At 63.7% G+C, this 6,466-nt stretch carries 4 protein-coding genes; all 4 read left to right on the top strand.

Annotated elements, in window-relative coordinates:
• Positions 1-405 precede the first annotated feature (405 nt).
• Positions 406-1,056, top strand: a complete 651-nt coding sequence (locus tag DIE03_RS37815) for an NADPH-dependent FMN reductase (RefSeq protein WP_124457125.1) — start codon at positions 406-408, stop codon at positions 1,054-1,056.
• A gap of 244 nt (positions 1,057-1,300) precedes the next feature.
• Positions 1,301-1,519, top strand: a complete 219-nt coding sequence (locus tag DIE03_RS37810) for a transcriptional regulator (protein ID WP_124457124.1) — start codon at positions 1,301-1,303, stop codon at positions 1,517-1,519.
• Positions 1,520-1,626: 107 nt separating this feature from the next.
• Entirely contained in the window at positions 1,627-2,529 is a 903-nt protein-coding gene (locus tag DIE03_RS37805) for a ferritin-like domain-containing protein (protein WP_124457123.1), read from the top strand.
• A gap of 989 nt (positions 2,530-3,518) precedes the next feature.
• The coding region (locus DIE03_RS37800) for an ESPR-type extended signal peptide-containing protein (RefSeq protein WP_260435031.1) at positions 3,519-6,466 on the top strand (2,948 nt) is incomplete at its 3' end.

Here is a 6,466-nt window from a genome sequence, read left to right as displayed (position 1 = left end):
CTCGCTCAATCCGGTAGCCCGTCCAGCAGCCCAGCGCCTGTAGTGCTTTGCGATCCAGCAATTTGGCCTCCAACGCCTATTCCCATTGGCGTCAGGTTACCAACTGCACCGAAAGCTTCCACGGTTTCCCGCGATGAACCGAAAAAAAGCCCCGCCTGCATCCGCGCGGCGGGGCCAACCCATGTCAGTAGAGACATCATGGAGGAGACGGGCCCATCTTATCGACCGTGGCGCACCGCCCCAACCAAGCATTTCTGCTATCGATCTGCGCGGCCGCGCACACGATTGCCCCGCCGCGCGGCATATCGATAGAACGAAAAGTCGTTTTCAGAGTGGCGACGGGGTCGTTACCATTTGGTTTTAAGCCTGTGCTTAGCCGGGCAAGCCATCCCCGAGGAGCGCCCCTTGACTGCATTCGATCAACACCGCCGCCCGTTCGTCGTCGGCATCGGCGGTACCACCCGAGCCGAGTCGTCCACCGAACGCGCGCTGTCGTTCGCGCTGCGCGGCGCGCAGGCCGCCGGCGCACGGACGCGCCTGTTCGACGGCCCGTTCCTGCATACGCTGCCGCACTACGCCCCCGAACACAAGACGCTGACCGACGCGCAGCGCGAGCTGATCGACGCCGTGCGCCAGGCCGACGCGATCATCATCGCGACGCCCGGCTATCACGGCGGCGTCTCCGGTCTCGTGAAGAACGCCCTCGACACGCTCGAGGAACTGCGCGCCGACGAGCGCCCCTATCTCGACGGCCGCGCGGTCGGCCTGATCGTCACCGCGTACGGCTGGCAGGCGGCCGGCACCGTGCTGACGTCGGTGCGTTCGATCGTCCATGCACTGCGCGGCTGGCCGACACCGTTCGGCGCGACCGTGAACACGCTCGAAACGCGCTTCGAAAGCGCCGACAGCTGCTCGGATCCGAAGGTCGCCGCGCAGCTCGAGACGGTCGGCGCGCAAGCGGCAGAGTTCGCGCTCGCCTTCGCATCGCATCGTGCGGCGTCGCATGCGGCATCGGTCGATGCGCTCGCACCCGTGCTGAAGATCGCCAACCAGTAAGGTCCGATCTCCGCTGCATTGCGCCGCGCGCGCCCGGTCGACGCAGTTCGACGGGCGCGCGCGGCGCTTTTTCGATGCGTGGCGATGCGCCAAGCACGCCGCTGCCTTCCCCGCGCTGCCCCACCCCTGCGTACCGCCCCGATAACGATCCGGGCTGCCGCGTGATTAGCATTGGCCGAAAGATTGGTTCACGGCACCGGCAGGTTTTCGTACGCTGGAAGTCCGAACTTTCTACGCGCACGCCATGAACCGTACGATCCGCTACAAGGGCTACGAAGTCGCCCCCGCTGCCGCCCGGTTGCCGAACGGGCTGTTCGCCGCCAACCTGACGATCGAGAAGGCGAGCAGCGGCCCGTCGCCGCGCTCCGTGTCGTTCGACGCGATCGATTTCTTCTTCGAGGAAGAGCACGCGCTCGCCTATGCGTCGCGCTGGGGCCGCCTCTGGGTCGACACGAACGCGTGACGCGCGCCTGGCCGGCGCACACATCGGCGCACACATGGCCGCTCGAAAATACGCGATTACGGAAGCTATGCAAGAATCTTTCGACCCGTAATCGAATAACAACAGCCATGAGTGACACGCTGCAGGAAGAGCACGCAGCCGCAGATCACGCAATGCGCAACTGGACCTTCGAGAGGCAAGGTCCGGTCCGGATCGGTTCCGATGCGCACATGCAGATGTTCTGCCGCATGCTGCTCGATACACACAACCCGTACAAGCCGGCCGTGATCGACTGGCCGGCGCTCAAGCCGGACGAACTCAGGCGGCTCACGTCGCTGCCGATCTGGGACATCGCGGTACAGACCGAAGGCCGCGCGTCGATCCGCGTGGCGACCTACGCGGCGACGGTCGACGATCCGCTGCTGCGCCGCGCGCTCGAGATGGACGGCGGCGAGGAAGCGCGCCACAAGGTCGTGCTGTCGAAGCTCGTCGAGGCATACGGCATCCGGCTCGCGCCCGAGCCGGCCTATCCGGCGCCGAAGGATCCCGAATGGTCGTGGATGATGACGGGCTTCAGCGAATGCATCGACAGCTTCTTCGCGTTCGGCCTGTTCCGCTCCGCGCAGCGCTCCGGTTACTTCCCGCCCGAACTCGTCGACACCTTCGAGCCCGTGATCCAGGAAGAAGGCCGCCACATCCTGTTCTTCGCGAACTGGTACGCGTGGTACTGGCGCACGATGCCGTGGTGGCGCCGGCCTTGGTTCTTCGCGCGCGTCGCGGCCGTGTGGGTGCAACTGATCCGCGACCGCATCGGCATCGCGCGCGGCATCGATGCCGATGGCGTCGCGCGTGATGCAAACTTTCCGGCCACCGGCACGGCGGATATCGGCGACGCGCTGAACCCGCGCGAGCTCATCGAGCTGTGTCTGGCCGAGAACGACAGGCGCATGGCCGGTTACGACAGGCGCCTGCTGCGGCCGATGTTCGTGCCGCGCATGGCGCGGTTCGCGCTGCGGTTTCTGAAGAAGTAACGCCGGGCTGGCTGCCGCCGGTCCTGCCGGCCGGCACGCCTTCGTGGCCGGCGGCGAGCCACCCGATCGGCTCCGTGTCCGCCGATCGGATGTGGCGTGCCCGATACGTTTACTCCATCCCCTTTTTCTTGCGACGCTTCGGTCCACCCCCAGCGGGCCGGACACATTGTCGCACCCGGAATCTGACATTTCGGGACGTCGTCCCCGGCGCTCATCGACGGTCTGTTACACCCCTGTCGACGCCGCGCCGGAAACCGCGGCGGAACCGCCTCCCAGGGTTGCCCGGCACGCCCCCCAATTCCGCCGAAGTTCAGATATGAACGATATCGTCAATAGGACAAATCCGATAGTTGAGTTCTGACGACACAATCCATCGCTTTGTAGCAATTTATTACAAATTCCACGAACCAGACCGCCCGGAACGCCCGCCACACGGGCGCCCGCGCCGGGCGGGATGCGCAAATCGGCACAGCCGGATATTCTCAATTCAAAATTTAATTGATTTATAAAAATCCAATTAATACAAAAACAATTTTCACAAAATCAATTAGTTAACAAATTAATATTATGCGAGAAGGGTTATCAGCCAAACCATGAATTTACATTACATTCCAGAAAGAATTTGTCGCCGCGCAAACGTTTGCTATTTCATTTGTCTTACTTTTCGAGCACCGCGATGTGTTACCTACCGCACAAAACAGACATAACATATTGATTTTTATGAATAAATCTTGAAGGCTCGCCGGAAATCCGGACCCTACATGACACATTCTTACATCTTTCAAAATCATTCACTCACGACACATCAAAACGCATCGCATTAACCATCTTTTAACTTTTAAAACACTTCATTTATCACTGTTTGTCAATCTACAAAAACCACCTCCAATAAACTCCGCCCATCAATTTTGAGATTCGCGCGAGCGCACGGAGTAATCCTCTAACAAAAGAGACCGGTGTGTGGCGTGCACATTTGGAGGTAGCAGGACATGAACCGCACATACCGCTCGATCTGGAACGAAGCTCTTGGCGCCTGGGTCGCGGCATCGGAACACGATTCGGCACGGGGCAAGCCGAACAAGTCGGCCGTCGTGAAGGCCGTTGCAACCGCAGTCCTCGCAGCGGGGTCGCTGGCCAGCAACGTCGCGCATGCGCAGTACTATGCGGCCGGCGGCGGGTCGACCACGAGTTCCAATTCGGTCGCTATCGGCCCTTCTTCGACGGTCTCGTCCAACAACTCCACGGCGATCGGGGCGGGTGCGACCTCTTCCGACGCCTATGCAACCGCCATCGGCAGTAACGCAACGGCCGGCAACAACAGCAGTACGGCCATTGGCGCCAATGCGGTAGCGAGCGGCGGCAATACGCTGGCGATGGGCCGCTCCGCGACTGCATCCGGCGCGGCCGGGGTCGCACTGGGCCAGGCAGCGACTGCCAACGCCAATTTCGCCACTGCGGTCGGCAGCCAAGCCCTTGCCTCCGGAGCAAACTCGGTCGCCATCGGCGGTTCGACGGCAACCGGCACGCCGAGTACCACCCAGACGCTCGCCAATGCCGCCGGCGCCATCGCCATCGGCAACAACGGTGTAGCGGGCGCGTCGGCTACCGCGACGAATTCGATTGCGCTCGGCGGTCAATCACTCATCTCCTCGGCCGCGACCTCGGGTATCGCGCTCGGTCGCGGTGCAACCGTCAGCGGCGCCTACGGCATCGCGCAAGGTGATGGCATCGTTTCCGGCGCAACCGGCCAGAACGTCGCAATCGGCTCGTCGGGCACGACCGCCAACAGCGGTACCGCAACCGGCGGCGCCGTGGCCATCGGCCGCGCGCAAACGGCCAGCGGCGACGGCGCGGTCGCGCTCGGCACCAGCAACTCGGCAAGCGGCACGGGCGCGGTCACGCTCGGCAGCGGCAACTCGGCGAACGGCACCGGCGCGGTTGCGCTGGGCAGTGGCAACAGCGTGACGGGTGCGGGTTCGGTCGGTATCGGCAGCGGCGCCACCGCGGCTTATGCGGGTTCGAGCGCAATCGGTGCGTCCGCGTACGCGGGCGGGGCTTCGGCGCCTGCCTCCGCTTTCGGGAACGGAAGTTCCGCGACGGCGAACTACGCGACCGCGATCGGCGTCAATGCCAGCGCGACTGGCGCCGGCAGCGTGGCGCTTGGCGTGGCGACGGCCAGTGCGCTCCAGAGCGTTGCAATCGGCCAGCAAGCCGCGGCTTCCCAGGCCGGAAACATTTCGATCGGTTCGTTTGCGACGGCCAGCGGCAACGGCAATGCGGTCGCGATGGGCTATCAATCGACCGCTTCGGCCGGCAACGCGATGGCGCTTGGCTACCTGTCGACGGCCAACGTGGCAAACTCCGTTGCCCTTGGCAACAATTCGGCGACAATTGGTGCGACTACCACGGCGACCGGCGGCACCAGCTCGGTCACCTCCGCCACGATCGGCGGCCAGACGTTCGGCAACTTTGCCGGCGCAAGTGCTGCCAACGGCGTCGTCAGCGTCGGCACGGCGGGCAACGAGCGTCGCATCCAGAACGTCGCCGCGGGGCTCGTCACGTCGACCAGCACCGATGCGATCAACGGTAGCCAGCTCTACTCGGTAGCAAGCACGACGACGTCGAGCATCACGAGCCTGTCGACGTCGGCTTCGACGGGTCTGTCGTCGGCTAACAGCTCGATCTCGTCGCTTTCGACCTCCACGTCGTCGGGCCTGTCGTCCGCTAACAGCTCGATCGGTTCGCTGTCGACGTCGACCTCGACCGGCATCAATTCGCTGTCCACCGGCCTCAGCTCGACCAACAGCTCGGTCACGTCGCTGTCGACTTCCACATCGACCGGCCTCTCGTCGGCTAATAGCTCGATCGGTTCGCTGTCGACCTCGACTTCGACTGGCATCAACTCGCTGTCGACCGGCCTCAGCTCGGCAAACAGCTCGGTTACGTCGCTTTCGTCTTCCACGTCGACGGGCCTCTCGTCGGCCAACAGCTCGATCGGTTCGCTGTCCACGTCGACCTCGACCGGCATCAATTCGCTGTCCACCGGCCTGAGCTCGACCAATAGCTCGGTCACGTCGCTGTCGACCTCGACCTCGACCGCAATCAACGCCGCGAAGACGCACTACTACAGCGTCAACGACGGTGGCACGCAGAAGGCCAACTACGACAACACCGGCGCGACGGGCACCAACGCCCTCGCGGCTGGCGTGGCTGCAAGCGCCGCAGGTGCGAGTAGCGTTGCCGTCGGCGACACCGCGAACGCGAAGGCGAACGGCGCAGTCGCCATCGGCCAGAACGCCACGGCCAACAACGCAGGCGACGTCGCACTCGGCAGCGGCTCCATCACGTCGACGGCGAACCCGACGCCGACCGGCACCATCGGCGGTGTAACCGCAACGTTCGCGGGTGGCAATCCAACCAGCGTGGTCAGCGTCGGCAAACCTGGCGCCGAGCGTCAGGTCACCAACGTTGCAGCCGGTCAAATCACCGCAAACAGCACCGATGCGATCAATGGCTCGCAGCTGTTCGCAACCAATTCGATCGTCGACTCGCTGTCGACCACGGTGTCGACGTCCGGCAGCGCCATTGCCTCGCTTTCGACCGGCATCACGTCGCTGTCCACGGGCCTCAGCTCGACCAACAGCTCGGTGACATCGCTGTCCACGTCGACCTCGACCGGTCTGTCCTCGGCGAATAGCTCGATCACGTCGCTGTCGACCTCGACGTCGACCGGCTTGTCGTCGGCCAACAGCTCCATCACGTCGCTGTCCACGTCGACTTCGACGGGCCTGTCGTCGGCTAACAGCTCGATTTCGTCGCTGTCGACCTCGACGTCGACCGGCCTCTCGTCGGCCAACAGCTCCATCACGTCGCTGTCCACGTCGACTTCGACGGGTCTGTCGTCGGCTAACAGCTCGATTTCGTCACTGTCGACCTC

The organism is Burkholderia sp. Bp8992 (assembly GCF_003853705.1).
Lineage (GTDB): Bacteria > Pseudomonadota > Gammaproteobacteria > Burkholderiales > Burkholderiaceae > Burkholderia.
This window is presented reverse-complemented; position numbering and strand designations above follow the sequence as displayed.